General features: G+C 67.5%; 20 protein-coding genes. 12 read left to right on the top strand and 8 right to left on the bottom strand.

Features of this window, described 5'->3' with window-relative positions; all coding sequences use genetic code 11:
• The first annotated feature begins 94 nt into the window (after nucleotides 1-94).
• Nucleotides 95-736 carry a glycoside hydrolase family 19 protein gene (locus NX773_RS22490; protein ID WP_258858467.1) on the top strand — a complete coding sequence of 214 codons (642 nt, stop codon included), beginning with the start codon at nucleotides 95-97 and terminating at the stop codon, nucleotides 734-736.
• A gap of 52 nt (nucleotides 737-788) precedes the next feature.
• Here NX773_RS22490 and NX773_RS22485 read toward each other — a convergent pair whose 3' ends face one another.
• The gene (locus NX773_RS22485) at nucleotides 789-1,736 is read right to left on the bottom strand and encodes an N-acetylmuramoyl-L-alanine amidase-like domain-containing protein (RefSeq protein ID WP_258858466.1); all 948 of its coding nucleotides are present in this window, start codon (nucleotides 1,734-1,736) and stop codon (nucleotides 789-791) included.
• Between the two features lie 236 nt (nucleotides 1,737-1,972).
• Here NX773_RS22485 and NX773_RS22480 point away from each other — a divergent pair, with 236 nt between their 5' ends.
• Entirely contained in the window at nucleotides 1,973-4,927 is a 2,955-nt protein-coding gene (locus NX773_RS22480; RefSeq protein ID WP_258858465.1) for a TonB-dependent receptor, read from the top strand.
• A 60-nt stretch (nucleotides 4,928-4,987) separates the two neighbouring features.
• Here the strand turns inward: NX773_RS22480 and NX773_RS22475 are convergent, their stop codons facing one another.
• Nucleotides 4,988-6,652 (bottom strand): hypothetical protein, encoded by a 1,665-nt coding sequence (locus NX773_RS22475; protein WP_258858464.1) that lies wholly within the window; start codon nucleotides 6,650-6,652, stop codon nucleotides 4,988-4,990.
• Between the two features lie 17 nt (nucleotides 6,653-6,669).
• Nucleotides 6,670-7,326 (bottom strand): PEP-CTERM sorting domain-containing protein, encoded by a 657-nt coding sequence (locus NX773_RS22470; protein ID WP_258858463.1) that lies wholly within the window; start codon nucleotides 7,324-7,326, stop codon nucleotides 6,670-6,672.
• A 372-nt stretch (nucleotides 7,327-7,698) separates the two neighbouring features.
• On the opposite strand from NX773_RS22470, the gene NX773_RS22465 reads away from it, so the two are divergent.
• The 6 genes from NX773_RS22465 to NX773_RS22440 all read left to right on the top strand — a co-directional run bounded on the left by NX773_RS22465 (nucleotide 7,699) and on the right by NX773_RS22440 (nucleotide 11,207).
• Entirely contained in the window at nucleotides 7,699-7,860 is a 162-nt protein-coding gene (locus NX773_RS22465) for a hypothetical protein (protein ID WP_258858462.1), read from the top strand.
• Nucleotides 7,861-7,949: 89 nt separating this feature from the next.
• Complete coding sequence (locus NX773_RS22460; protein ID WP_258858461.1) at nucleotides 7,950-8,129, top strand: hypothetical protein; 180 nt, start codon at nucleotides 7,950-7,952, stop codon at nucleotides 8,127-8,129.
• Between the two features lie 180 nt (nucleotides 8,130-8,309).
• Entirely contained in the window at nucleotides 8,310-8,684 is a 375-nt protein-coding gene (locus NX773_RS22455) for a LiaF transmembrane domain-containing protein (protein WP_258858460.1), read from the top strand.
• Complete coding sequence (locus NX773_RS22450) at nucleotides 8,671-9,423, top strand: LiaI-LiaF-like domain-containing protein (RefSeq protein ID WP_258858459.1); 753 nt, start codon at nucleotides 8,671-8,673, stop codon at nucleotides 9,421-9,423. The genes NX773_RS22455 and NX773_RS22450 overlap by 14 nt, the downstream gene beginning before the upstream one ends.
• A complete protein-coding gene (locus NX773_RS22445) occupies nucleotides 9,423-10,475 on the top strand; it encodes a sensor histidine kinase (protein WP_258858458.1) in 1,053 nt (350 codons plus the stop codon). Before NX773_RS22450 ends, NX773_RS22445 begins: the two co-directional genes overlap by 1 nt.
• A gap of 3 nt (nucleotides 10,476-10,478) precedes the next feature.
• On the top strand, nucleotides 10,479-11,207 hold the full coding sequence (locus NX773_RS22440; protein ID WP_258858457.1) for a LytR/AlgR family response regulator transcription factor: 729 nt from the start codon (nucleotides 10,479-10,481) through the stop codon (nucleotides 11,205-11,207).
• Here NX773_RS22440 and NX773_RS22435 read toward each other — a convergent pair.
• The 3 genes from NX773_RS22435 to NX773_RS22425 all read right to left on the bottom strand — a co-directional run bounded on the left by NX773_RS22435 (nucleotide 11,204) and on the right by NX773_RS22425 (nucleotide 16,004).
• Nucleotides 11,204-13,453: an ATP-dependent DNA helicase gene (locus NX773_RS22435; protein WP_258858456.1), complete on the bottom strand. Its 2,250-nt coding sequence runs from the start codon at nucleotides 13,451-13,453 to the stop codon at nucleotides 11,204-11,206. The genes NX773_RS22440 and NX773_RS22435 overlap by 4 nt on opposite strands.
• Entirely contained in the window at nucleotides 13,450-15,096 is a 1,647-nt protein-coding gene (locus NX773_RS22430) for a VRR-NUC domain-containing protein (protein ID WP_258858455.1), read from the bottom strand. The genes NX773_RS22435 and NX773_RS22430 overlap by 4 nt, the downstream gene beginning before the upstream one ends.
• Before the next feature lie 104 nt (nucleotides 15,097-15,200).
• Complete coding sequence (locus tag NX773_RS22425) at nucleotides 15,201-16,004, bottom strand: hypothetical protein (protein WP_258858454.1); 804 nt, start codon at nucleotides 16,002-16,004, stop codon at nucleotides 15,201-15,203.
• A 58-nt stretch (nucleotides 16,005-16,062) separates the two neighbouring features.
• Here NX773_RS22425 and NX773_RS22420 point away from each other — a divergent pair, with 58 nt between their 5' ends.
• The 4 genes from NX773_RS22420 (at nucleotide 16,063) to NX773_RS22405 (ending at nucleotide 22,459) form a co-directional block, all read left to right on the top strand.
• The gene (locus NX773_RS22420) at nucleotides 16,063-16,899 is read left to right on the top strand and encodes a M15 family metallopeptidase (RefSeq protein WP_258858453.1); all 837 of its coding nucleotides are present in this window, start codon (nucleotides 16,063-16,065) and stop codon (nucleotides 16,897-16,899) included.
• A gap of 105 nt (nucleotides 16,900-17,004) precedes the next feature.
• A complete protein-coding gene (gene tssM / locus NX773_RS22415; protein ID WP_258858452.1) occupies nucleotides 17,005-20,748 on the top strand; it encodes a type VI secretion system membrane subunit TssM in 3,744 nt (1,247 codons plus the stop codon).
• Nucleotides 20,748-21,707: a type VI secretion system-associated protein TagF gene (gene tagF / locus NX773_RS22410; RefSeq protein WP_258858451.1), complete on the top strand. Its 960-nt coding sequence runs from the start codon at nucleotides 20,748-20,750 to the stop codon at nucleotides 21,705-21,707. Before tssM ends, tagF begins: the two co-directional genes overlap by 1 nt.
• Nucleotides 21,704-22,459 carry an OmpA family protein gene (locus tag NX773_RS22405; protein ID WP_370662278.1) on the top strand — a complete coding sequence of 252 codons (756 nt, stop codon included), beginning with the start codon at nucleotides 21,704-21,706 and terminating at the stop codon, nucleotides 22,457-22,459. The genes tagF and NX773_RS22405 overlap by 4 nt, the downstream gene beginning before the upstream one ends.
• A gap of 77 nt (nucleotides 22,460-22,536) precedes the next feature.
• On the opposite strand, the gene icmH is transcribed toward NX773_RS22405, so the two are convergent.
• Nucleotides 22,537-23,307 carry a type IVB secretion system protein IcmH/DotU gene (gene icmH / locus NX773_RS22400; RefSeq protein WP_258858450.1) on the bottom strand — a complete coding sequence of 257 codons (771 nt, stop codon included), beginning with the start codon at nucleotides 23,305-23,307 and terminating at the stop codon, nucleotides 22,537-22,539.
• Nucleotides 23,304-24,650 (bottom strand): type VI secretion system baseplate subunit TssK, encoded by a 1,347-nt coding sequence (tssK, locus tag NX773_RS22395; protein WP_258858449.1) that lies wholly within the window; start codon nucleotides 24,648-24,650, stop codon nucleotides 23,304-23,306. Before tssK ends, icmH begins: the two co-directional genes overlap by 4 nt.
• Nucleotides 24,651-24,699 lie beyond the last annotated feature (49 nt).

Below are 24,699 nucleotides of genomic sequence, written 5' to 3'. Positions count from 1 at the left end.
AACGGCGGACGGCCAGAAGGGAGACTTTGATCTGCACGAGGGCGGGGCCAGGCACCGGGGGCTAGCATCAAGACGTGGCGACCCGGAGCACGCGATGACGATCACCGTAACCCTCGAACAGCTTGCGCGCCTCGCACCGCGCATGCAGCCGCGCTACCGCGAGGCGTTCCGCACCGGCCAGGCCGCGCTCGACCTGTGGGGTATCTCGGCCACGCCGCAGCGGGTCGCGCACTTCCTGGCCCAGGTGCTGCACGAATCGCAGGCCCTGACGGTGGAGTACGAAAACCTCGATTACAGCACCGCGCGCCTGGCCGCGGTCTGGCCCTCGCGCTTCGGTCGCGGTGCGTCCTTGAGCGCGGCGGCCTACGCCCACGATCCGCGCAAGCTCGCCAATCTCGTCTATGGCAAACGGATGGGCAACAGCGCGCCCGACGACGGCTACACCTACCGCGGCCGCGGCCTGCTTCAGCTGACGGGCAAGGACAGCTACGCCCGCGCCACCCGTGCCGTGCTCGCCAGCGTTGCCGGCAGTCCTGATTTCGTCGCCCGCCCCGATGCCGTACTCGACCCGCGCTGGTGCCTGCATGTGGCCGCCGCGATCTGGCAGGACAAGGGTTGCAACCAGCTGGCCGACGCGGGCGACCTGTCGGAGCTGACGCGCCGCATCAACGGTGCCGACAACGGCCTGGCCGAGCGCGACGCCTGGTGCCGCAGCACCGGCGAGATCTGGTGCTAGGCCCGCGCACGCCTGGCGCCGCGGCCCGATGCGCCGGCCGCCAGGGTACCGCTTACGCCGCCGGCGTTGCCACCGGACGCGGCTGCGGCGCCATCGGCGGCACCACGATGTTGTCGTTCAGGCGCAGGAACTTGAAGCCGGCCAGCTTCTGTCCGTTCTTGCCCTCGCGTGCATTGCGCGCCTCGCGTTCGGCAGCGCGCGCCATGAACGACTCGAACGTCTCCTCGCGCACCTGCGGCTCGGACGAATGCAGGAAGTGCCGCTCGCCGTTGGGCCCCAGCACCACCAGGCCCACGTGCGAGGCCCAGTACTCGCCGTTCCTGGTCGAAATCACGTTGACGAAGTCGCCTTCCTGCAGCTCGCCGGCGACTTCCACCACGCGCTCCTTCGGCACGTACGACTGGCGGCTGGTCTCGACCGGGATTGACGCGTCGGTATGGTGGCGCGTTTTCAGGAACCGCGCGCGGTCTACCGTCATGTCGTAGGTCGCCACATTGGCGCCGGCCAGTTGCGCGCTGACGTCGGTGACCAGCCAGCGGTTCTGCACGTTCCAGTCCAGCTCGGTGTAGTGGTTGCGCGTCTTCACGCCGATGACGCCATCGCGGTAGCGGATCCGCTGCAGCATCCAGAAGAATTCCTCCCACGACTGCGACAGCGCCATCGCGTAGGTGTGTTCGGCGAAGACCACGCAGTCGCTGTGGTCGAGCGAGAACATCGGCAGGCTGTCGTGTATCTCGTACGGAAATTCGCCCAGCAGGTTCAGCGTGTACGGCTGGCCGATGTTCTTGCGCCCGATGGCCGCGATGCGGTGACGCAGGTCCGGCTCGGCCTGGTGGACGTAGCCGATGTAGCGCCCGGCCTCGGCCGGCGTCATCTGGTAGAGCTGCTTGTGCAGCACCGTGTCCAGCGACACCGGGCCCGTCGGCACGGTGGACGGGGCAGGGACGCTTGCGCAACCGGACAGGACGGCAGAGGCGAGCAGGAGGCAGGCGAGGCGCATGGCGGGAATTAACAGTGTTGGAAAGCGACAAACTAACGGCTGGGGCGGAATTTGACAATGAAAACTTGTTCGTAGGGTATAACCCTGCGTTCAGGCCTTCTTGTCACATTCCGAAAGGTTATATCCCGACATACACAAGTGATTATGGCGAAAGGTAAATTTTCGTCAATACTGTGCGCGCGGCAGGCCTCGACCTGCCCATTTTTCAAAAAAATACCGCACCCAGGAGATTCAAGATGTTCAAACAAACACCGCTAGCGGCCGCTGTCTCGCTGGCTCTGTGGAGCTTGTCGGCAATGCCGGCAATGGCCCAGACCCAGGAAGCCCCCATGCAGACGGTCGAAGTGACCGGTATCCGCGCCTCGATGGCCAAGTCGCTGGAGGTGAAAAAGAACGCCACCGCCAACGTTGAGGTGATCACCGCCGAAGACGTGGGCAAGATGCCGGACAAGAACCTGGCCGACTCGCTGCAGCGCCTGGCGGGCGTGGCCGTGCGCACCGACTACGACGAGGCCGAAAAGGTCTCGATGCGCGGCACCAACCCGGACATGTCGCTGATCCTGTTCAACGGCCACACCGTTTCCGGCGGCGACTGGTACGTGGGCGACCAGGGCTCGAGCAGCCGCTCGACCAGCCTGTCGCTGATGCCGTCCTCGGTCCTGAACCAGGCACTGGTGTACAAGACCTCGCAAGCCAATATCGTCGATGGCGGCATGGCCGGTACCATCAACGTCACCACCCGCAAGCCGCTGGCTGCCAAGGAACGCCTGTCGGGCGTGGTCAGCGCCGGCATGAGCTACGCCACCCTGCCGGGCAAGAGCGCGCCGGACCTGAACGCTACCGTCAACTGGAAGAACGAGGCCGGCACCTTCGGCTTCATCGCCCAGGGCTTCGCGGAAAAACGCTACGTGCGCCGCGACACCTCCTCGACCCTGGCCTACGGCTTCTCCAGCGGCTATGACGTCATCAACCTGAAGAACATGCCGGGCATCACCGACGCCTCGCTGGCCGGCAGCGGCTACACCGCCAAGGACCTGGACGGCGTGCGCATGCGCGGCACCGCAAGCACCGAGTTCGTCGAAGGCGTGCGCGACCGCAAGGGCGGCATGCTCTCGCTCGAGTTCAAGCCGAACAAGGACCTGGACGTGACCATGACCGGCTTCTACTCCGGCATGAACGCCAACAACTACGGCCGCCTGAACGCCGGCGCGTTCTACAGCATGCTGATGGGCAAGGCCGAACCGCTGGGCGGCACCAACGTCAACACCAACGTCAACGGCCAGCAAGTCTACGCCACGCTGAAGAACCCGGTCATCGTCACCGAAAAGACGATGTACGGCGACACCATCCGCGTGCTCAAGGCCGCCGACATCATGTACCCGGCCGGCACGCCGCCGCAGTACATCGGCAACTCGGAAAGCTTCTACCGCAACGGCGCGCGCGCCACCTCGGGCTTCCTGGACCTGGACGCCAAGTACCGCGTCAACGACGACCTGACCGTCAAGACCCTGTTCTCGACCACTCAGGGCGTGGGCAAGACCGACGCCGACCAGGGCCTGACTTACGCCCGCTACGGCACCGGCGCCTCGTTCTCGTACGGCGCCGTGGACCAGGCACCGTTCATCAAGTACTACGGCGCTGGCGCCAACGTGCCGGGCATGAACGCTGACGGCAGCGGCAACATGCTGATCGGCCGCACCATCTCGGGCATCAAGACCACCGACAAGGAAAACAGCCTGCAGCTGGACGCCGAGTACAAAGTGGGCAAGAGCTTCATCGAGTCGATCGAAACCGGTGTGCGCTACGCCGACCACCACCGCGACAGCGCGCGCCGCTATCCGGCCTACCACACCAAGGACATCAACGCCAACGCCCCGACCAGCTACATCGGCTTCCCGGGCGATTTCGGCAAGGACCTGGGCGGCCCGGCTGGCTGGGACAACACCGGCTTCACCTTCACGCCTGAGACCCTGAAGGCCTACTTCGCGGCCAACACCAAGCCCACCAGCGACGAGTTCGAGCGCCGCGTGTTCTCCGAACTGCACGTGCGCGAACGCCAGTCGGCCGCCTACGTGATGGCCAACCTGGAAGGCGAGCGCTGGTCGGGCAACGTGGGCATGCGCTTTGTGCAGACCCGTGAAACCGCCGACATCCCGACCCCGATCGCGCCGGGCAAGTGCGAGCGCGCGGCCCCGGGCCAGCCGGCGATCCCGTGCGCGGCCTATCCGGGTGCGGTCACCACCGCCGGCGACCTGCAGCCGTACTACGACAACACCCCGTTCAACGGCTTTACCGGCAATACGTACTACTTCGCGCACACCGACCGCAAGTTCAACAACTTCCTGCCGAGCCTGAACATCCGCTACGAGCTGTCCAAGGACATGATCGCCCGCTTCGGCGCGAGCAAGACCATCAGCCGCCAGAACTACAACATGTATGGCGTGGGCTTCTCGGGCGCGGCCTGCGATGCCCAAGGTTGTCACGTGAACGGCCCGAACCCGGACCTGCACCCGATGATCGCCAAGAACCTGGACGCATCGTGGGCCTGGTATTTTGCCCGTCGTTCGCTGGTGGCCGTGGACCTGTTCTACTCGAAGATCGACGGCTACGCCAAGACCGGCACCACCGGCGGCGCGACGGTCGAACTGTGGGACGAGCTGTCCAAGGCCGGCAAGGTCTATGCGGTCAACACCTCCTCGCAGCAGGGCGCCAAGATCGCCGGTATCGAACTGTCGTACGAGCAGCCGCTGTTTAACACCAACTTCGGCATCACCTCGAACGTCAGCAAGGCCCACACCAAGGTCGACGACGGCCGTCCGATGGTCGGCGCTTCGGAGTACGCGGCCAACTTGGGCGGCTACTACGAGGATGACAAGCTGTCGGCCCGCCTGGTGTGGAACTACCGCAGCGAGTACATCAACAGCAGCACCGCGCCGTCGCCGACCGCGAACAGCCAGGGCATGACCACCATCCAGGGCATCCTGATGCCGTCGGCACCGACCATGGCTGCACCGGTCAAGACCCTCGCGTTCAACGCCAGCTACAGCTTCACCCCGAACCTGGTGCTGAGCTTCGACGCGACCAACCTGACCAACGTGCGCCGCGCGTACTATCGCTACAGCGAGGAAGAGCAGTCCAAGCTGGACGTGATCGGCCGCCAGTTCTACCTGAACCTGAAGTACAAGTTCTAAGCAGGGCTGCAGCAAATGAGAAGGGGAGCCTCGGCTCCCCTTTTTTTCGCGCGCAGGGTTCTACTTGCAGTTCTTGAACCTGAACTCGCCGATGCGGGTGCTCCAGTTGAACGAGCCGGTCGCCCGGATGTACTCCTGGGTGTACCAGAAATTGCAGTCGCCGCTCGGGTCGATCGTCATCGCGCTGTAGTCGCCCCAGCGGTTGTAGGTGTCAACCTGCGAGCCGCCGCCGGAGACCAGCACCGCTTCCGGCTCCAGCCGCCCCGTTGGCTCGCTGCGCAGCCGGCCGGTGTAGCGCACCCCCGGCGGCGTCTTGGTGCCGGACGCACTGTAGCCCAGCGCGATATTGCCCATCTTGTCCATCGCGATGCTGCCCATCCAGCGGTCCAGGCCATCCGGCGCCCAGGTGCCTTGTTGGTACACCGCCACGCTGTCGCTGGCCGGGTTGCGGATCTCGTACCAGCGCACGCCCACTGGCCCGTCGGTGGGCGCGCCCGGCTGCTGCACCGAGTGGTTCGCGACCAGCACCTCGCGGTTGCCGAAGTTGCGGTACGCGAGCCGGTGCATCAGCCGGTCGCCTAGCGCGTCAAGCGCCTCGCCGGGCGCCGGCTGGCGCACGCACGGGCCTCCATAGGTGCTCGGGCAGGCGATCGTGAACGGCGCCACCGGCACCGTCACCGGCCCGTTCACCGTGGCGTTGGCGAACGAGAAGCGCCACATGAACAGGTGGTCGCCGGTGCCGTCGGCCAGGAAGTCCAGCGTCAGCATGTAGTTCGGGCTGCCGGCGGGCGGCGCGGCCGTGCCGTCCAGGTCCGACGGCAGGATCGGGCCGTACGCGGTGCCGAAGTCGTAGCAGCGCGCGCTCGCCGAGCCGCCCGACAGCAGCGCTGCGCGGTCCACGCCGCAGGCGCGCGGTCCCAGATAGCCGCCTGCCGTGGCGCTTTCGAACAGCACCCAGGTGAAGTAGATGGCATCGGGCCAGACGCCGACCTTGGGATAATCGGGGAACACGATCTTGCCCGCGTCATTGTGGATCTCCCACGCGTAGCGGTAATAGCTGCCGGTCGCGTCGGCCGAGGTGGAGACGGCGATGCACTGGTAGTACGGCCCGGTGTCGGTCTTGGCCGGGTCCCACGCGAACTGGGTCAGGATCCAGCGCCTGGCCTGTTTGTCGTACTGGACGATCGGGTCGCCCCAGTTGCTGGTGCGGCAGGCATCCGCGCCAGGGCTCCCGGTCATGCCGGCGAACAGGGCGTTGCCCGGGATCGGGCCGAGCAGCAGGGCGCCATTGGCCTTATTGTAGATCGCAAGGCGCGTGTTCACCCACTGAACGTACTGGCTGTCGCCAACCGCGCCGTTCGGGTCCGGTGGCGCGCTTGTGCCGTCGGAGGCGATGCCGTCGATGTTCAGCAGCGGCCCGCCGGTGTACACCCCCGGTGTCAGCCCCCCCTGGCCGCTGGTCAGGCTCGATGCCGGCGGCTGCCCGCGCGCGGAGGTCGGCGGCGCCTGGGTGCGCATGGCGGGCGAGATCAGGCGCAGCGGCACCACGCGGCGCGGTTGCGCCACCGCGTTCAGCGGCATCGCCTTCGCCATCGACGCCAGCGTCGGGCTCAGGTCCGCCTTGGGCAACTGCGCTTCGGTGACGGCCATAGGCGCGGCCAGCGCATCGGCGCCGGCCGCAAGCAGCGTTGCCAGTAGCAGGTTCTGTGCGTAACGAGTCTTCATCTCGGGTTCTCCTTGCGTTAGCGGGCGAACGTTTTGCTGCGCTGCTCGCGTTTGCGCAGGCACCCGGCCAGCAGCAGGCCGCCGGCCAGCAGCGCCACCGAGGACGGCTCGGGCACCGCGCTGATCACGAACGCGTGCTCGTTGCCGTTCGGCGTCCAGGTCTTCCCGAGGTCATAGCTCTCCATGCCGACCGCGCTGCTGTTGCCGGCCGTGGTCTCCCACAGGAATTCGTTGGGGTCGCCCAGGTTGCTGAACGCGCCGTTGTGCAAGACGAGCCAGTAGGTCCCGGCGCCAAGTCCCAGCACCGTCCCGAAGTCGAACTGGTTGCGGTATTCCGCCAGTCCCAGGTACGAGCCGGTGCTGGTGCGTGTCACGCTGCTGGTGGTGCCCGAGCCGAGGATTGACCCACCGGGCGCGCTCAGGATCTGCCACGAGATGCTGCCGCGGTAGGCGCCGCTGGCCTCCAGGCTCCAGAAGGTCAGGCTGGCCGGGCTCTGGCCGGCGCCGATCGTGAAGTCGTCGGCTTGCCATGCAAAGCCCATGTTGTTGGCGCTGACGTGGTCCGGCGGCCCGTTGTCGAACACAGGCACGGCGGCCGCCAGCGCGGGAACGGTGCTGGCAACGATGGATGCACAAGTGAGGAAACGGCGTATCGACGCTTTCAGGTTATTCATACACGCTCTCCAGAGATGAGGATCTCGTGCTCGTGATGGCACGATAAGAAGGAGTAGGCAGGAAGCGTGCCGAGCGGCCTGCGCGAGGGGAGGCGCTGTCGGCCAGGCCGACACAGGCGGTCGCCATGGCCCGAGTGTGAAAAATTTCGACGCCATTGGCAGGGGGAACGCACATTGTGCGTCACCTAACGGTGGCCCCTGTCCCGGGCCGTTATGATGGAGCCGTGTGAGTGAGGCGCCGGCGATGCATTCGCGGGTCAAAGCCAAATACCTCAACAGGCCAGCCGGTCCGCCTCGAGGATCGGCACCAGAATCCATGTGCCGGCGCGCCCCCGGGGCTGCGCCGGCTGACAAACGCAAGCGGAGGTTGCCATGTCTGCGATTAAGCACCCACCCAAGCACCTGGTGCGCGCGTATCTGGAACGCCGCATGCGCGAGCAGAAACCGCCCCCGACCCCGGAAGAAATCCGACGCCAGCTCGGGTGGGAAATGCTGATGCCGGTGGACCTGAAAATAACGACGTCCCGCTCGTAGTTGGGACAAGACCGGCGCCGCGGCCTGGCCCGCAAGGGGCGCCGCGCAACGCCGCGAACGTGTCAAAAGTTTCGACAAAGGAGAGTACGATGACCGCCCGAATCGGCAACAAGGACCAGGCCCAGCACCGCAGCAAGCAGGAAAAGCGCGAGACCAAGCGTGCCAACGTGGTGCGCGAACAGGCCAGGCAGGCGGCGGCACGCGCCAAGTACCGCAACCAGGTCAAGGGCCGTCCGCCGATGGACCTGTCCGCCAATCCCGCCGTCTGACGCGGCCCGCTCCGCTTGCAAGGCCCGCCCCGCTGAACGCGGCGGGCCTTTTTGCTGCCTGCCGTTCGCCGCCGGCTTCGCCATTCGCCGCCTTGCGCCCGCCATTCGCCGAAAACCGCTTCCGCTGCCGCGCGCCCGGCGGTATCTTCTGTCCGTGTTCAACAGACAGGAGTGACGCACATGCGCAGCAACGACTCTTACCGATGGCGCCGCCAGATGCTCTGGGGCCTGCTGCTGGTTGTCCTTGGCATCGCGCTGTTCCTCGACCAGATGGGGATGTTCGACATCACACGGCTGTGGCATTATTGGCCGCTGATTCTGGTGGTGGTGGGGCTGAACCGCATGATCGGCTTTCCCAGCGCGCGCGACTTCACCGGCGGCCTGTGGATGACCTGCATCGGCCTGTGGCTGTTCGCCGTCTTCGAGGGCGACTACGGCCTGACCATCTATAACAGCTGGCCGATTTTCATCATCATCAGCGGCGTGGCCATGGTGCTCGAACCGGTCGTGGCGCGCCGCCTGCAGTCCAGGGAGTCCGACAATGAGAAACGATAACCCAGGCCGTACCGGCACCGGCCAGCTCGTGACGGGCGCGCTCGTCATCGCGATCGGCGTGCTGTTCCTGCTCGATAACCTTGACATCATCAACGTGCGCCATGCGATCACGTTCTGGCCGGTGGTGTTCATCGTCGCGGGACTGGTCAAGCTGTTCGACACCAGCTCGCCCAACAACTACCTGGTCGGCGGCATCCTGGTGGCGATCGGCGCGGCGCTGGTGTGCAACCGGCTCGGCCTCTTCTACCTCACCTGGGGCATGGTGTGGCCGCTGTTCCTGATCGTGGCCGGGGCACTGTTCATGTACCGCGCCTTTGAAGCCGGGCGCCGCCGCGATGCAGCCGGCGCGCCGCAAGCCGGAGCCACGTGGACGGACACGGGCGCCAAGACCGGCGCGGGCATGCCGCCTTCCGATGCGGTAGTGGACATCAGCGCCATCCTCGGCGGCTTCGAGCGCAGCGTCACCAGCCAGGCCTTCCGCGGCGGCGACATCACCGCCATCCTCGGCGGCTGCTCGCTCGACATGCGCGGCGCCTCGATCGAAGGCGAGGCCGTGCTCAACGTCTTCGCGTTCATGGGCGGCGTTACCATCAAGTGCCCGCCCGACTGGACGGTCGTGCTGCATGGCTCGCCGATCCTGGGCGGTTTCGAGGAAAAGACGGCCCACCCGCCGGTCGCCGCCAAGCGGCTGGTCGTGACCGGTTACGCCATTCTGGGCGGCGTGGAAGTGCGCAACTGATGCAAGGCCCGTTCGGCGCGCGCCAGGGCAGCCTGCTGTACCTGCTGGCCTGGCTCCTGTTCGGCGTCGCGCTGGCGTGGTTGCTCGCGGCCGCGGCGGGCGTTACCCTGGCCGCCAGCCTGCTGTTCGCGCTGCCGCTCACCGTGCTCTATGGCGTGGCCGCCGGATTCTCTTCGTACTACCTGTGCCGGGCACACCCGCTGGGTGCGGTGGCTCACTGGCGCGTGCTGGCCGCGTTCGGGTTCGCGGCCCTGTGCATGGCCGGGCTGTGGCTGGCCGCCGCCAGCCTGTGGAATGACTTGCTGGGGCAGGGCGGTATTCCCTGGAACCGCTCGCTGGCCGCCACTGTGTTCGGTCTGGGCCTGATCCTGTATGGCTTGTGCGCGGTCGCGAACTACCTGGCGATCGCGGTCGGGCGCGCCCGCGAGCTCGAGACGCGCGAGCTGCAGGCTCAGCTGATGGCGCGCGACGCCGAGCTGCGCCTGCTGCGCGCGCAGGTCGATCCGCACTTCCTGTTCAACAGTCTGAACTCGGTGAGCGCGCTCACCAGCATCGACCCCGCCGCAGCGCGCGAAATGACCCTGCAGCTGGCCGAGTTCTTCCGCCGCACGCTGGGGCTCGAAGCGCGCCGCCACATTCCCTTGCGCGACGAGCTGGAGCTGCTGCGCCATTACCTGGCGATCGAACAGGTGCGCTTTGGCGAACGGCTGGCGTGGGACGAAAGCATCGACGACGCGGCGCTGGCCTGCCTGCTGCCGCCGTTGATCCTGCAACCGCTGGTCGAAAACGCGATTAAGCACGGCGTGGCGCGCCGGCTCGATGGCGGCCGCCTGCGCTTTGCCGCCGCACGCGCCGGCTCGCTGCTGCGCATCGCGCTGGAGAACGACAGTGGCGATGAAGAGGCGCCGCGTTCGGCCAGTGGCCGCGGCCTGGTCAACGTGCGCGCACGGCTCGCGGCGGTGTACGCGCACGAGGCGAGCGCGCATTGGTCGGCCGGGCCCGGCACGTTCCGCGTCGAGCTCGTGCTGCCGGCGCAAACCATGGAGAGCTGAACGATGCGTGTGCTGATCGTGGATGACGAGCACCTCGCCCGGGCCGTGCTGCGCGAGCATCTGGCGGCGCTGGACGATGTCGAGATTGTCGGCGAATGCGCCAACGGCTTCGATGCCGTCAAGTCGATCGCGGAGCTCGAACCGGATCTCGTCTTCCTCGATATTCAAATGCCGAGGCTCGACGGCTTCGAGGTGGCCGAGCTTGCGGGCGACAAGACACGCTACCTGTTTGTCACCGCGTACGACCAGTTCGCGCTGCGCGCGTTCGAGGTGCATGCGGTGGACTACCTGCTCAAGCCGTTCTCGCGCGCGCGGCTCGAACAGGCGCTGGCGCATGCGCGCTCGCTCGTTGCGGCGCCTGCCGGCGCGAGCTCGCTGCTGTCGGAGGCGGCCCGCCGCAACGGCCCGCTCGCGCGGGTGCTGATCCGCGATGGCGCGCGCGTGCACGTCGTGCCGGTCGAGAGCATCGGCTACATCGAAGCGCAGGACGACTACGTGCGTATCAGCGCCGGCGGCAAGTCATGGCTGAAGAACCAGCCGCTGTCGGAACTGGAAGCCCAGCTCGACCCGGCGGTGTTCGTCCGCGTGCACCGCTCTTACATCGTCAACCTTGCGGCGATCAGACGCATCGAACAGGCCAGCAAGGACAACCACTGCGCGGTGCTCGATGGCGACGTGCGCGTCCCGATCAGCCGCAGCGGCTACCAGAAGGTGCGCGGGCTGATACGCTAAGCCGCACCCGGCATTCGCCCGATGCCCCACCAGCGCGGCAGCAGCTCGCGCACGCGCGGCTGGTCGAACCGGTCGTCGATCAGCACCACCACGCCGTGGTCGGCCATCGTGCGCACCACGCGCCCGGCCGCCTGCACCACCTTTTGTATTCCCGGGTACAGATAGGTGTAGTCGTACCCCGCGCCGAATGCCTCTTCCAGCCGCTGCCGCAACTGCTCGTTCACCGGGTTCACCTGCGGCAGCCCGAGCGTGGCGATGAACGCCCCGATCAGCCGCTCGCCCGGCAGGTCGATGCCTTCGCCGAATGCGCCGCCCAGCACCGCGAACCCGATGCCGCGGCCACCCGGCACGAACCGCGCGACGAACCCGGCGCGCTCGGCCTCATTCATGCGCCGCCCCTGCAGCCAGGCCGGGATGCCCGGGTGGCGCTCGGCAAACAGCGCGGCCGCCTGCTCCAGGTAGTCGAAGCTGCTGAAGAAGGCGAGGTAGTTCCCGGGCCGCTCGCGGTACTGGCTCGCCATCAGTTCCGCGATCGGCGCGAGCGAGGCCGCGCGGTGCTGGTAGCGCGTGGAGATCCGGCTTGCCACGCGCACCGCCAGCTGCTCGCTTGAAAATGGCGAGTCCACGTCGATCCACGCGGTATCCTCGGGCAGACCAAGCGCGTCGGCGTGGTAATGCCAGGGACTGAGCGTGGCCGAGAACAGGGTGGTCGAGTGCGCCAGCGCGAAGCGGCTCTTCAGGAACGGCGCCGGCACCACGTTGCGGATGCACAGCGCGCTGTCGCGGCCGTCGCGCGTGAAGTCGCACAGCGAATGGCTGGCGAAGGAGTCGGCCAGCCGCGCGAAGTGCAGCGCGTCAAAGTAAAAGCGCTGCAGCGCCGGGTCCAGCGGCCCGGGCCGCTCGGCGAGGTGGTCGGTGATGGCGCTGGCGGCTGCCTGCAGCGCGTCCAGCAGTGGTTCGGGCAGCGCCGGCAGCACTTGGTACGGCGCGCCGTGTTCTTTGTCGAGCGCCGACCACGCGCGCGCGACACGCCCCAGTGCCTTCTTCGCCAGCGGCGGTGCTGCCGCACGGGCGGAGCGCAATGTGCCGCGTTCCAGCGATGCCGTGAACATCGAGCGGGCGCGCGAGACCATGTTGTGCGCTTCGTCCACCAGCACCGATACGCGCCACTGGTTGGCCAGCGCCAGGCCATGCAGCATCGCGCCCGCGTCGAACCAGTAGTTGTAGTCGCCCACGATCACGTCGCTCCAGCGCGCCATCTCGCTGCCCAGGTAGTACGGGCACACCGCGTGCGCCAGTCCCACCTCGCGCAGCGCTGCGCGGTCCAGCGTAACGTGGGTGAGGGCGGCCTGGCGCGCTGCCGGCAGGCGGTCGTAGAATCCTCGCGCCAGCGGACACGACTCGCCGTGGCATGAATTTTCGGGATGCTCGCAGGCCTTCTCGCGCGCCGTCAGTTCCAGCACACGCAACGGCGTGCCTCTACCCAGCGTGGCTGCCGCGTCGAGCGCCAGCTGGCGGCCGGGCGTTTTCGCGGCCAAAAACAGCACCTTGTCGATGCGTTGCTGCGGTGCCGCCTTCAGCACCGGGAACAGGCTGCCGACGGTCTTGCCGATCCCGGTGGGCGCCTGCGCGAGCAGGCAGCGCCCGCTGGCGTTGGCCTGGAACACCGCCTTTGCCAGTTGCCGCTGGCCGGTCCGAAACTCCGCATGCGGAAAGCGCAGGGCGGCCAATGCCTCGTCGCGCGCGCCGCGGTGCGCAAGCTCCTGCTCGGCCCAGGCGACAAAGCGCTGGCAATGGTCCGCGAACAGCGCGGCCAGCTCGTGCGCCTCGCGCGTCGCGCGCAGCACCGTCTCCGCGCCGCTGCCGATGTCGTAATACACCAGCGCCAGGTTCACCCGCTCGAGTTGCTGCTGCGCGCACAGCAGGTGGCCGTACACCCGCAGCTGGGCCCAGTGCAGATGCCGGTGGTTGTCCGGAATGCTGGCGAACTGGCCGCGGTAGGTCTTGATTTCCTCGATCAGGTTCTGCGCCGGGTCGTAGCCGTCCGCCCGGCCGCGCACCAGCAGTGGCCCATGCCCGCCCGACAGCGCGACTTCAGCCTGATAGCCGGGGCCGCGCCGGGCGGTGACGGTGGCGTGTCCGGCGATGCCTTCCTGCGCGGTGGGCGAGGGCGTGAAGCGCAGGTCGAGGTCGCCCTGCTTGGCCGTGAACTCGCACAGTGCGCGTACCGCGACGACGTAGCTCAAGCGTTCTGTTCCCACTGCAGGTAGCACACCGCCACCGGCATCTGGTGCGTGGCGCAGTAGTCGATCCAGCGCAGCTGGTTGTCCTGCAGACGGTCGCCCGGACCCTTCACCTCGATCATGCGGTAGCGCCGCTCGGACGGCCAGAACTGGATCAGGTCGGGAAAGCCGCTGCGGTTGGCCTTCACGTCGTGCAGGATGCGCTCGCACCAGCGCTTCAGGTGCACGGCCGGAATGCAGTCGAGCGCGAGTCCGATCAGCGCCTCGTCCAGGTAGTCCCAGAGCAGGAACGGGGACTGGATGCCCGCTTTCTCGGCAAAGTGGCGGCGGATGGTGTCGCGGTAGCGGCCGTCGTCCAGTTCGGCCAGGCAGGCGTCGAACTCGCGCGCGCGGCGCTGGTAGAAGTCGGGGCTGTGCAGGTCGGCCGGCGCGCGGTGAAACGGATGGAAGAACGCGCCCGGGATCGCACTGAAGATCGCGCGCCAGCAGAGCAGCCCGAACAGCGCGTTGGCGAGCGCGTTCTCGACGTAGAACACGGGCGCCTCGGTGCACGCGAGATGGTCGCGCACCACGCCTTCCACCCACCGGTCGCCGGAGGGCATTGGCAGGCACAGGTCGATCCGCTCGGCCGGGGCGGCACGGCGCGCCCTGGTGCGCACATGCCCGAGCTTGCGCGCAAGGCGCGGACCGATGCGCAGCAGGTGCTGGCGTTCGGCGTCGCTTTCCGGCGCGTCCTGCGCCTTGAGCAGCAGCGCGTGGGCCTGGGCATACTGCCCGTCCTTTTCCAGCACCCGGATGGCCCGCCCGCGCGCGCCGGGAAAGCGGCAGGCCACGTACACCGCGTGTGCGCGCTCGAAGTCGTGTTGTTTCTCGTAGTGCTGGCCAATCTTGAACAGCAGCTTTTCGCGCCGCCCGTCGATCCACTCGTTGTCCGGCGCCGGCGGGGGCAGGTCGGGGACGATCGTATCCGGGGATTCGCCGCCCTCGAACCGCTCGCGGCAGGCATGCAGCTGCAAATACAGGTCGATGTCGCGCCGGCTGCGAAACCCGCGCGACGCCTGCGAAAACTCGACTTGCTCGAAGCGGTAGATGCCCAGGTCCGACAGCACGAACTCGGTCCAGTCCTGGCGCAGGTTGCCAAAGAAGATCAGCCGCAGCCGGTCGCACAACGGTTTGGCGACGATACGCAGCGCCGTGTCCGGACAATCGCGGTACCAGGCAGAAAACGGGCGGCTGTCCGCAAAGTCCGGCCGCAGGGACGCCAGTTGCTCGGCCTTCCGCGCGCCTTTCTGGTGCAGCGTCAGCTGGAACACGAGCGCGATCTCGGGCTTGGACAGCAGCTCGAACAGTTCTTCCAGCCCCAGCACGGGGTCGAGCTCGACCCAGCCCGTGGGCAGCAGGTGGCGCGCCGCCTCGACCGGACAGCCGATCTCCGCATAGTTCAGTTTGCTCGCCCGGAACAGCTCGCCTTTGCGCATGACCATGCGCACGAACAGCGCGCGGGCAGGGCGGGGCAGTGCGGGGAAGGCGGCGATGAACGCCCGTTCATCCTCGACCAGCAGGTCGTCGTAACGCAGGGCGATCCAGTCCAGGACACGCTGGAAATTGTCCAGATAGTAAAACTCGTTTTCCAGGATCCTGATCATTATTGAAACGCTACACTGTGCTTTTGTACAGTATAACGTTTCAGGGCCCGCCTACCCAGAGGATTCGCCGTGGCTCGACCGTTCGATGTGGTTTTGCCCTGCGATCAAGGCTCAGCCGTGGCTTTTGCGGCACATCCGGCCTCGGCTTCGCAGCCGCCGTCGTTGTGTTTGGCCGAGTGCTGGATGACCGCCGAGATCAGCGCGACGTCGCTGTCCACCGGCGCATTTCCCGGTTGCGCCGCGGCTGCAGGCTTTTTCGGCCGGGCCGGGGGCTTGCCGTGCTGGGCGAGTGCCAGCTTGCCGGCCCGCGGGCGCTGGCCGGCCCTGGCCGGGCGCTTCGGTTCGGGTACCCTGGGCACCGGCACCGCCGCGACCGCCTCGTGTCTGGCGGCCGGCTGCTCGATCAGCGCCGCGACCGGTTTGGGGGCCGCCTCGGGGACTGCGGCCTGCTTCGGCACGCCCGCCGTCTCGTCCACCACCACGGCTGCGTGGGTGGGCCGCGGCGCCTCCTCGGCGCTGGACTGGGCGGGGGGCGACAGCAGCACCAGCGGCGGCTCATCCTGGAGCGCCAACGCCGGCCGTGCCTCGTCGATGATCGCTGCGTGCTGCCCGTCGCTCTCGCCGCGCGCGGGCGTGGTCTCCACCGTGGACGCTTGCGCCACCGGTTCGCCCGGGGGCAGCCCGGTGTTGTCGCGCGCCAGCCAGATCAGCGTTCCGACCAGGCACGCCGCCAGCGCCGCGCCGCCCACGTACCACCCCAGCCGCGCCGGCGACGCCGGACCCCGCCCAAGCCCGCGCATGCCGTCGCGCTCGAGCATCGCGAGAATGCTTTCGTCGTTACCGCCACGCCGCGGCGAAGACATCAGGTTTGGTCGCGTGGAGTGTTGATTTTCGTCTGAAGGGCGCACGGTGCAGGCTCCTAAGATGATGCTTCCAGTTCTGATTAGAAACAATCTGGGGAATCCCATGCTGATCTTGATCGCACTTCTCTACTTTTGTGTGGTGTGCTGCGTCATTGGATTGTTCGTTTTCCCCACCGCGCGCGAGCTGATGCATGCCCGCCTGGTGTCGATCGCGCAGCGTGCCGGACAGCGCCAGTGGGCCTGGCGCCCGCAGGTTCGCGTGGATTGGCGGCGCGGCCTGCGCGGCGCCGCCAGGGCTGCCTTCAAATACCTACGCCGCCACCGCGTCATGTTCGCGATCGGGGGGCCGGTGGTCGCCATCCCGCCCTTGCTGGCACTGGTCCTGCGCAGCCCGGCGATGCTGCCAGACGCCGGTCCGACCGAGCCGTTGCCTGACGCCAAGGTCGCCGCCCTCCTCAAGGGCGAGCATCTGGTGCCGCCGGTGGCGCTGCCGCCGCTCGCCTTCAGCACGCCCGAGGTCGAACTGGTGCGCCCGATGCTGGCCGACGCCAGCCGCAACTGGGGCCTGCTGCACCCGGAATTCAGCCAGCGCCTGCTGCTGGCATTTCGCATCATGCGCGAACAGCACGGCTACGAGATGGCGCTGCTGGAAGGCTATCGCAGTCCGTCCCGGCAGGACATGCTGGCCAAAATGGGCAGCCAGGTCACCAACGCGCGCGCCTGGCAGAGCTGGCACCAGTACGGCCTGGCCGCCGACTGCGCCTTCTGGCGCGACGGCAAACTTGTGATTTCGGAAAAAGATCCCTGGGCCATGCGTGGCTACCGGCTCTATGGTCAGGTGGCCGAATCGCTCGGCCTGACCTGGGGCGGGCGCTGGACCATGACGGACCTCGGCCACACCGAGCTGCGTCTGCGCGGCGCGATGCGGCGCCCCGGGTGACCGGCGGCTCCCGCGAAATCTTGTGACCTGTCAAATTATGCGACACCGAATGGTGCCAACATTGCCTGCGAGACTTTTCCCCTCCAACTACCGCAAGCCTTCCCTATGGCCCGACTCTGGCAGTTCCTGACCGACAGCCGCGTGCTGGCCGTGATCGGCATTTCCGCCTTCGCGCTATTCCTGTTCCTGATCGCCGATACGTTTGAAATCGCGCTGATCTGGGCGCTGATCGCTGCGCTCGCACTGCTTGCGTGCTGGGGCGTGTTCTGGCTGGCGCGGCGCCAGTGGCGCAAGCGGGCGGCGGCCAGATTGGGCGAGAGCATCGTCGCCGCCGACGGCAACGGCCAGGGGCAGGGCAGGAGCGAGGTGGCGGTGCTGCGCAAGGCGATGTTAGAGGCGATCAACACCATCAAGACCTCCAAGCTCGGGCTCACGCGCGGCGCTGCGGCCCTCTACGAGCTGCCGTGGTACATGATCATCGGCAACCCGTCGGCCGGCAAGAGCAGCGCCATCGCGCATTCGGGCCTGACCTTTCCTATCCCGGGCAGCAAGGCAGTGCAGGGCGTGGGCGGCACCCGCAACTGCGACTGGTTCTTCACCACCGATGGCATCCTGCTCGATACCGCCGGCCGCTATTCGGTGCTCGAAGGCGACCGCACCGAATGGTTTGGCTTTCTCGACCTGCTGCGCAAGCACCGGCGGCGCGCGCCGATCAATGGCATCCTCATCGCCGTCAGCGTGGCCGAACTGGCCACCGGTCCGGCCTACGCCTCGATGGAGCTGGCGCGCAGCCTGCGCACGCGGGTGCAGGAACTGACCGAGCGCCTGGGCGTGTACGCCCCCGTGTACGTCGTCTTCACCAAGGCCGACCTGATCGCCGGCTTTTCCGACTTTTTCGAAGGCAGCGAGCGCGCCGAGCGCGACCGCGTGTGGGGCGCCACCCTGCGCTACAACCGCCGCAGCACGCCGCAGGACGTGCTGGCCTTCTTCGACCAGCAGTTCGACGAGCTGCAACAGGGCCTGAAAGAGATGAGCGTGGCGACCATGGCCGGCAACCGCAGCGCGCGCATGCGCCCGGGCGTATTCACCTTCCCGGTCGAATTCGCGTCGCTCAAGAGCCAGCTGCGCGCCTTCCTGGCCACCCTGTTCGAGGAAAACACTTACCAGTTCAAGCCGGTGTTCCGCGGCTTCTACTTCACCAGCGCGTTGCAGGAGGGCGCGGTGCAGGACCTCGCATCCAAGCGCGTGGCCGGGCGCTTCGACCTCGAGCTGCCACCGGCGGAGCAGGCGGGCGAAGCGCGCGAGGGCGAGCAGACCGGCTACTTCCTGCTCGACCTGTTCCGCAAGGTGATCTTCGCCGACAAGGACCTCGTCAAGCGCTACACCAGCCCGACCGCGGCGCGCCTGAAATACGGCCTGTTCTTCGCCGGCGCCATCGCCTTCGGCGTCGCGCTCGGCGGCTGGACCTGGTCCTGGTCCGGCAACCGTCAGCTCATCGCCGACGTGCAAAGGGACCTGGACCGGGTGGTCAAGCTGCAGGAGAGGCGCGTTGATCTGCAGTCGCGGCTGGAAGCGCTCGACATCCTGCAGGACCGCATCATGCAGCTGGCGAAGTACCGCAACGACCAGCCGCTCGCGCTCTCGTTCGGCCTGTACCAGGGCGACGAGCTCGATCGCAAGCTGCGCGACGAATACTTTGCCGGCATGCGCGAAGTGATGGTGATGCCGGTCGCCGCCGGCCTGGAAGCCATGCTCGGCGAGATGAACGCCAACGCCGCGCAGCTTGACCCGAACTCGCAGGCGTCGCCGCCGTCGGTGCCGGGGCAGCCGTACCAGGACGTGTCTCCGACCAACGTGGGCGACGCCTACAACGCGCTCAAGACCTACCTGATGTTGGGCGAAAAATCGCGCGCCGAGCCGGGCCACCTGAACGACCAGCTGACCCGCTACTGGCGCGTCTGGCTCGAGCAGAACCGCGGCGCCATGCCGCACGAGCAGATGGTGCGCAGCGCCGAGCGCCAGATGACCTTTTACGTATCGCAGATTCACGACCAGGCCTGGCCCCAGATCACGCTCAAACTGGGCCTGCTCGACACCGCGCGCGAGAACCTGCGCCACGTGGTGCGCGGCACGCCCGCGCGCGAGCGCGTGTACGCCGACATCAAGACCCGCGCCGCGGTGCGCTTTACCGGCGTGACGGTAGCCCAGGTAGTGGGCGACCAGGACAAGGGGCTGGTCGCGGGCAGCTATGCGGTAAGCGGCGCCTTCACCCGTGAAGCCTGGGAAAAGTACGTGCAGGGCGCGATCCGCGAGGCCGCCAACAAGGACCTGCAGAGCAACGACTGGGTGCTCAAGACCTCGACCCATGACGACCTCACGCTCGAAGGCAGCCCCGAGCAGATCCAGAAGACCCTCACCGACATGTACAAGGCCGAGTACGCGAAGGAGTGGAGCAAATTCGTGCAGGGCGTGACCGTTGCCGACCTCAATGGCTTTGACGCCAGCGTGCAGGCGATGAACCGGCTGGGCGACCCGCAAACCTCGCCCATCGCCAGGCTGCTGAAGGTGATCTACGACCAGACCTCGTGGGACAACCCGGGCGTGCCGCGCGAGCTGGGCAAGGTCGAGCGCGGGCTGGCTGGATGGTTCAAGGAAGTGATCCTGCGCCGCGCCCCGAGCGACGCGCGCACGCTGGCCGACGCGGTCGGTCCGGTAGGGCCCGGCGGCATGCAGCCGGGCGCGGCGCCAGTGCTGGGCGTGATCGGACGCGAGTTCTCCGGCGTCGCGCGGCTGGTGGGCGCCCGCGAGAAGGAAGCCTCGCTGATGACCGGCTACCTCGACGCCCTGTCGCGCCTGCGCACCCGGCTGAACCAGCTGAAAAACCAGGGCGACCCCGGCCCCGGCGCCAAGCAGCTGATGCAGCAAACGCTCGAAGGCACCGGTTCGGAGCTGGCCGACGCCCTGAAATATGTGGACGAGCAGATGCTGACCGGGATGAGCGACAGCCAGAAACAGGCGCTGCGTCCGCTGCTGGTGCGGCCGCTGGTGCAGACCTTCTCGATGATCGTGCTGCCGTCCGAGGCCGAGATCAACAAGACCTGGCAGGTACAGGTGGCCGAACCGTTCCAGAAGACGCTGGCCGGCAAGTACCCGTTCAGTGCCGCCTCCAGGGTGGAAGCGACCAACGCCGAGATCGGCCAGTTCTTCGGGCCGGATGGCGTGGTGGCCAAGTTCGTCAATACCTTGATGGGTCCGCTGGTGGTGCGGCGCGGCGACGTGCTCACATCGCGCACCTGGGCTGACATCGGCATCACGCTCTCGCCGCAGGTGGTGAGCGGTTTCCCCGGTTGGGTGGCGCCGCTGTCGTCCAACGGCGTGGCCGCCGGCGGCGCGCCGCAGACCGTGTTCCAGGTGCAGCCGCTGCCCGCGCCCGGCACCACCGAGTACACGATCGAGATCGACGGCCAGCAGCTGCGCTACCGGAACACGCCGCCCGCCTGGACCACGATGGTGCACCCCGGCCCGCAAGGCGTGAACGGGGCGCGCATCAGCGCCGTGACCTTTGACGGGCGCACCGTCGAGCTGCTGAACCAGCCGGGCGAGTTCGGCCTGCAACGCATGATCGAGGCGGCGGCCAGGAAAAACAAGGGAGACAACGTGTTCGAGCTGCGCTGGTCCGGCAACAACGTCGCCGTGGCGATCAACCTGAAGAAGGTGAGCAGCCCGGACGTGAACGGCAACGGCGAGACGCAGGCGCGCGGCTTCAAGGGCTTGCGCCTGCCCGAAACGATCGTCGGCCATGGCGCGCCCGCGCCGGCCGTGGCCAGCCTGGGCGCGGGAGGCCGGTGATGCGCACGGCGACCGAACGTATCGGCTACTTCGGCAAGATCCCGGCCCGCAGCGATTTCATCAAGATGGCCTACGACGCGCCCGTGATGGGCATGCTCGACGAATGGCTGGCGCAGGTCATGAGCCGGCTGCCGGCCAACCCGCGCTGGAAGCTCGACTACGACGCCATGCCGCCGGTGAGTTTTGTTTTTGTCGGCCCGGCGCGCCACTATGCGGTGGCCGGTCACCTGGTGTCGAGTCACGACCAGTCGGGCAGGCGCTTTCCGTTTCTGATGATGCGCACCGTGGACGTGCCCGACCCGGTGGGCTTCGTCTCGCGCTCGCCGCTGGCGCTGGCGCCGCTGTGGAGCTATTACGAAGCGATGGCGCCGCGGATCGTCGCGTCCAGCGACCCCGGGCCGCTGTTGCAAGGGATCGCCGACGCCAACGTCGTACTGGGCGACGCGCGGCCCGGGCTGGCGAGCTTTCTGGCAGGCGGCACCGTCTCGTCACTGTCGGCCCAGCTCGGGTGCCAGGTCGAGCGCCTGGTGCTGGCACTGGGCCTGGTGCTGCAGCCGGTCATGCACAGCCAGCCGGCGGCGGTGCACAAGAGCCTTGTCCTGCCGCTGCCCGAAGACGCCACGGCACGCTGCGCGGTGGCCGCCTTCTGGCTCGAGCTGGCCGCCCCGTTCCTGCGCCGCGGCGGCTTTGACCTGGCCCTGTTCATGACGCGCCTGGACGGCAAGCCCGTGCTGGTGGTCGGCTTTTGCAGCGCCGTCGCCGAAGCGCTGCGCGCGATCATCGACCCGCTGGAGGCGGCCGAACAGCAGGTTGGTTTTGCCGACACCAGCTGGGTCGATGAGCAGCTTGGCCTGGACGTGGACGTGCGCGCCCTGGCCAGCTACCTCGACCAGCCGCAGCTGCCGCTCAGGCTCGCGCGCGAGCTGTTCCTGCAAACCTTCATCGGAGCCGCATCGTGAAGCCCATCCTCCTGTTCGCGGCAACCCTGCTTGCCGCCGGCGCCGCCTGCGCCCAGAACGCGTCGCCCATCGTCGTGACCGGCACTGTGGGCGACGAGGCCAGCAAGGCTTCGCTGCTGGCGCGCCTGCGCGAGGTGTACGGCGCGGGGCGGGTGGTCGACCAGCTGTCGGTGGGCAGCGTCGCCACGCCGGCCAACTGGAACGAGCACGTCCAGAAGCTGATCAGCCCCGATCTGAAGCTCATCACGCGCGGGCAGCTGAAAATCGACGGCAACAACGTCAGCCTGCGCGGCGACGTGGCCAACGAAATGCAGCGGCAGCAGATCGCGGCAAGCATCGCCGAAAGCCTGAACCCGACCTACGTGGTCAACAACGGCCTGCGCGTGGCGGCCTCGGAGCAGGGCGTGCTCGACGCGGCGCTGGCCAACCGCATCATCGAGTTCGAGTCCGGCAAGGCGGCGCTGACCGACTCCGGCAAGACGATCCTGGACCAGATGGCGGTGGCGCTGCAGAAGATCAAAGGGGTGCGGGTCGAGGTGATCGGCCATACCGACAACGCGGGATCGCGGGCCGGCAACCTGTCGCTGTCCCAGGCGCGGGCGGAGGCGGTCAAGAGCTACGTGGCGGGGCGCGGCATCAACCCCGACCTCATCTCGGTCTCGGGCGAAGGGCCGGACCGCCCGGTTGCCGACAACCGCACCGCCGAGGGCCGTGCGCGCAACCGCCGGATCGAGTTCAAGGTCATCCAGTAAGCCGCCTGGCCGCCGTCAGCCGGCTACCCAGGCACGTCGTCCCCGCCAAGGGGGACGCCGAGCCCGGAGACGACGGTTCATGGCAGGGTGATGGTCACGTTCGCTGCGCGCGCAGGCAGCTTGACCACGTCGTTGTACTGCGCCATTGTCACCTGCGTGCTGTGCGCCAGCGAGGCCCGGAACCCGATGTACGCCAGCAGCCCGGACAGCGCGAATACCGTTCCCAGCACCCACAGCGACAAATCGCTGCGCAGCTTGTTGACCACCTGGTCGGGCCGCTCGGCGTGCGGGGCAAAGCCGCGCGCCTTGCCGCGCATGCGCGCGATCTCGTCGCCCAGGCGCGCCGTCAGGTAGTTCAGCTTGTCCGGCGCATCCAGCGCAAAGCGTCCCTGGAATCCGAGCAGCAGGCACATGTGGAATACCTCCAGCGCCTGCAGGTGCACCGCGCCCTTGGCGCGCAGGTCCTCCAGCCGGTTGAAGAAGTGCTCGCCGGCCAGCTGGTCGCCGAACACGCGCAGCTGCAGCGGCCGGGTCTCCCACGACTCACGAATGTCGTGCTGCGACGAGAGAATGATCTCGTCCACCCCCGCGCAAAAGGCGTACTTGGCCGCCGCGACGTCTTCGGCCGCAATGCCAAGCTGCTTGGCCTGGCGGTCCACGTCGCCCAGGAACTGCGTCATGTGGTCGGCAAAGGCCGCCTTGTCGTGCGGGCTGCCGCCGTTCTTGAGCAGGAAGAGGGCGTAGAATCCGTCGTACATCAGGTCGACCAGGTTCTGCGTTCCGGTGCCCGCCGCCGCGCGGGTTTTGTCATGGGCGGCACGGCGTTCGATGTGATTGGTTGTGCTCATGCTGCGATCGCTATCAGTTCGAGTTTCAGGTCGCGCATCCCGGTCGGTACGTAGATCGAGATCGCCTGTGCCTTCAACATGCTTTCGTAGAGGGCACCCTTGTTTTCAAGGATGAAGTAGTAGGTGTCCGGTCGTATCGGGATCGCGGCCGGCACCTGCGGCGAGTGCACCAGCTTCACGCCGGGCATGGCCGACAGCACGAACTTCTCCACGTCTTCCGGCGCGCCGATCTTGAAACGCAGCGGCACCACCTCGACCAGTTGCAGCGCCGGCATGTCGGCCGATACCGCCAGGTACAGCGCTGTCTGCGCATTGATCTTGCCCGAGTCGAGCGCGCCCAGGTGGTACGAGGGGCGCTCGTTGCGCAGCGCGATCGAGAAGTACTTCGACGAGATCACGGTATCGAGCAGGTTGCGCACGATGTCGTCGATGCGCGCGAAGGCGGGCCCGGGATCGGCGTGCACGTAGGCTGGCAGGTCCTCGAGCTTGTAGCTGCGCGAATAGGTCATCAGCCCTCCCGCCAGCGTAAGCAGTTCCGAGAACAGGCGCTCCGGATGCAGGTCCGGGTGCGCCAGGTAGTGCGACAGCGCCGCGTAGCCTGTGCTGGCCGTGTGCAGCAGCCAGAACGCCGACATGTCGCCGCCGCGGATCTCGATCACGTTCTTGCTCGGCTCGCGGTGGTGGCCGTACAGCGCGTTCACCTTGGCCAGCAGTTTTTCCATCAGTCGCGCCAGCTGCGTGTGCAGCCCGGGTGCGCCCCCGATCGTGACCGCTGGCGGCGTGAACGACGGATCGGCTTCGAATCCGCCGGTGGCCACGCGCCGCAGTCGCACCAGCGGAAAGCTCTCGTACGCTTCGAGCGGGTCGAGCTCGGAGACCAGCCGCACGGTCTTCTTCAGGTAGCTCACCGGCGCCTCGGCCGCGCCCGTGAACAGGTCCTGCGTGTCGCGTTCCTGCTGCACATAGCGCGCGTCCGGGCTGGCGTGGATACCGTCGGCGCAGTTCTCACCGTGCGGCTTGAGCGCGGGCAGGGCGGCGTGGTAGGTGACGGTCTGCACCGTTGGCGCCAGCTCGGACAGGCGCACCTGCAGCGGCAGGTCGTCGCTTTCCGGCGCGCGGTACACCTCGCCGTCGGCGAAAATCACCGACAGCTCGCTGACCCGCAACACGTCCGAGCGCAGCGCATCGTGGTCAACCGCCAGCCGCCGCACTCCCCACGAATACGGGTGCAGCGCGCTCGCCGTCTGGTTCAGCCTCGCTTCGTGGTAGCGGTCCTGCTGCTGGAAATGCTGGGGACGCAGGAACAGTCCCTCGCTCCATAGCACTTTCGATGGATGGTTCACGTCAGCCTCGCTCGCCCGGTTGGCTTGAAATCTCTAGCTTGAAGGAAAT

The sequence above is a fragment of the Massilia solisilvae genome, assembly GCF_024753215.1.
Lineage (GTDB): Bacteria > Pseudomonadota > Gammaproteobacteria > Burkholderiales > Burkholderiaceae_D > Telluria > Telluria solisilvae.
This window is presented reverse-complemented; position numbering and strand designations above follow the sequence as displayed.